This window comes from Arthrobacter sp. H41 (genome assembly GCF_000520535.1).
Taxonomy (GTDB): Bacteria; Actinomycetota; Actinomycetes; order Actinomycetales; family Micrococcaceae; genus Arthrobacter_D.
The window spans coordinates 1-1,502 of sequence record NZ_KI914774.1 but is presented as its reverse complement, the minus strand read 5'-3'; the positions used below and the strand labels follow the sequence as shown (position 1 = coordinate 1,502).

Annotated in this window: 2 protein-coding genes; one reads left to right on the top strand and one right to left on the bottom strand. The window is 68.6% G+C overall.

Features of this window, described 5'->3' with window-relative positions; translation table 11 throughout:
* A partial coding sequence (locus tag Y705_RS17350) for a GNAT family N-acetyltransferase (RefSeq protein WP_155849922.1) occupies positions 1–655 on the bottom strand: 655 nt, incomplete at its 3' end.
* 127 nt (positions 656–782) lie between these two features.
* Between Y705_RS17350 and pcp the strand changes: the two genes are divergently transcribed.
* Positions 783–1,436: a pyroglutamyl-peptidase I gene (pcp, locus tag Y705_RS0104320; RefSeq protein WP_026531957.1), complete on the top strand. Its 654-nt coding sequence runs from the start codon at positions 783–785 to the stop codon at positions 1,434–1,436.
* The last annotated feature ends 66 nt before the right edge of the window (positions 1,437–1,502 follow it).

Below are 1,502 nucleotides of genomic sequence, written 5' to 3'. Positions count from 1 at the left end.
GGCGGGAAGCGATGGCCTTGGCGAAGGTGGTCTTGCCGGTGCCGGGCGGTCCGAACAGCACCACGGCTCGGGGTGGAACGACGCCGTACTGGTCGGCGAGATCGGGATTGGCCAAGGGCAGCACCAGCCGGCGTTCAAGGAGTTCCTTCTCCCGCTGCATCCCGCCGACGGCGTTCCACAGGTTCCTCGCCATCAATCGGCCGCCCAGTTCGCCCAGCAGGCCCATTTCCTGCCGCTGGACCGGGATCTCACGTTCGAAGTACCGCAGGTGCTTCCTGTCGATGAACCCGGAGTTCAGGAGCGCATCGATACGCTGCTCGGTCTCGGGCACCAGCGTGGACAGTTTGGTGAGCCCCAGGGGAGCCATCCGGTTCTCGATGGAGGCGAGCATCCCGCTGCCGATGCCCCGATTGCGCCAGCTCTCCTCGATGGCGAAGAACACGATCCAGCCCTGGTCGTGGGCAGCCCTGGCCACAGCGGCCCCCACCACGGTCTCGCCGTGCACCGCCACCACCGCGTGGTCCTTCTGGCAGGAGGCAAGCACCTCGGCGAGCGCGTACACGGGCTCGACGCCGGCCTTGTGGGCCTGCTCCCACAGGTGCAGGATCGCATCCATATCCGCCGCGTGGAAGTCCCGGATCCGCCAGCCTGTCATGGTGTGTCCTTACGTAGGAGGGTCGTCGTCGGCTTCTTGCCAGCATTGCATAGGGGCGGAATGCGCGGGGCTTTATGACACGCCGGCGTTACCTGCCGCTGACGCGGGTCTCGCATAGGCTTGGCGGATGATCCTCCTGACCGGCTTCGAACCCTTCGGCGGCGAGGCCGTCAACCCGTCCTGGGCCGCAGCGCAGCTCGCTGCCGTAGCACTGCAGGACGGGGGCCGGGAGGCGGCCGCCGTCGAGCTGCCGTGCGTCTTCGGAAAGAGCGCTGAAGTGCTGCGGAACGCCATCGGGCGGCTGGAGCCTACGCTGGTCCTGTGTGTGGGGCAGGCCGGTGGGCGGTCGAAGGTGTCGGTCGAGCGCGTGGCCATCAACGTGGACGATGCCCGGATTCCCGACAACGACGGCAATGCACCCATCGACCAGCCCGTGCGCCGCGGTGGTCCGGCCGCCTATTTCAGTACCCTGCCGATCAAGGCCGGCAGGGCCGCGGTGGCCGCTGCGGGCATTCCCGTGGAGGTCTCGCAAACGGCGGGCACCTACGTCTGCAACCACGTCTTCTATGCGTTGATGGATACCCTGGCCGGGCGCGACGGCGTCCGCGGCGGGTTCATCCACGTGCCCTACTCGAGTGAGCAGGGCCTGCGGCACGGCGCGCCCGGCCTCGCCGTCGAGGACATGGCGGCGGCGCTCACCCTGCTGGCCGTCGCGGCTGTAACGTCCGGCGGCGCTCCGGTGGACGGTGACCTGCGCGAGGCGGCGGGCGCGGAGCACTAGCAGGCTGATATCCGGCGGCGGCGCTGGAGTTAAAGTGCTGGAGCCGGAGTAGGAGTTGGAGCCGGC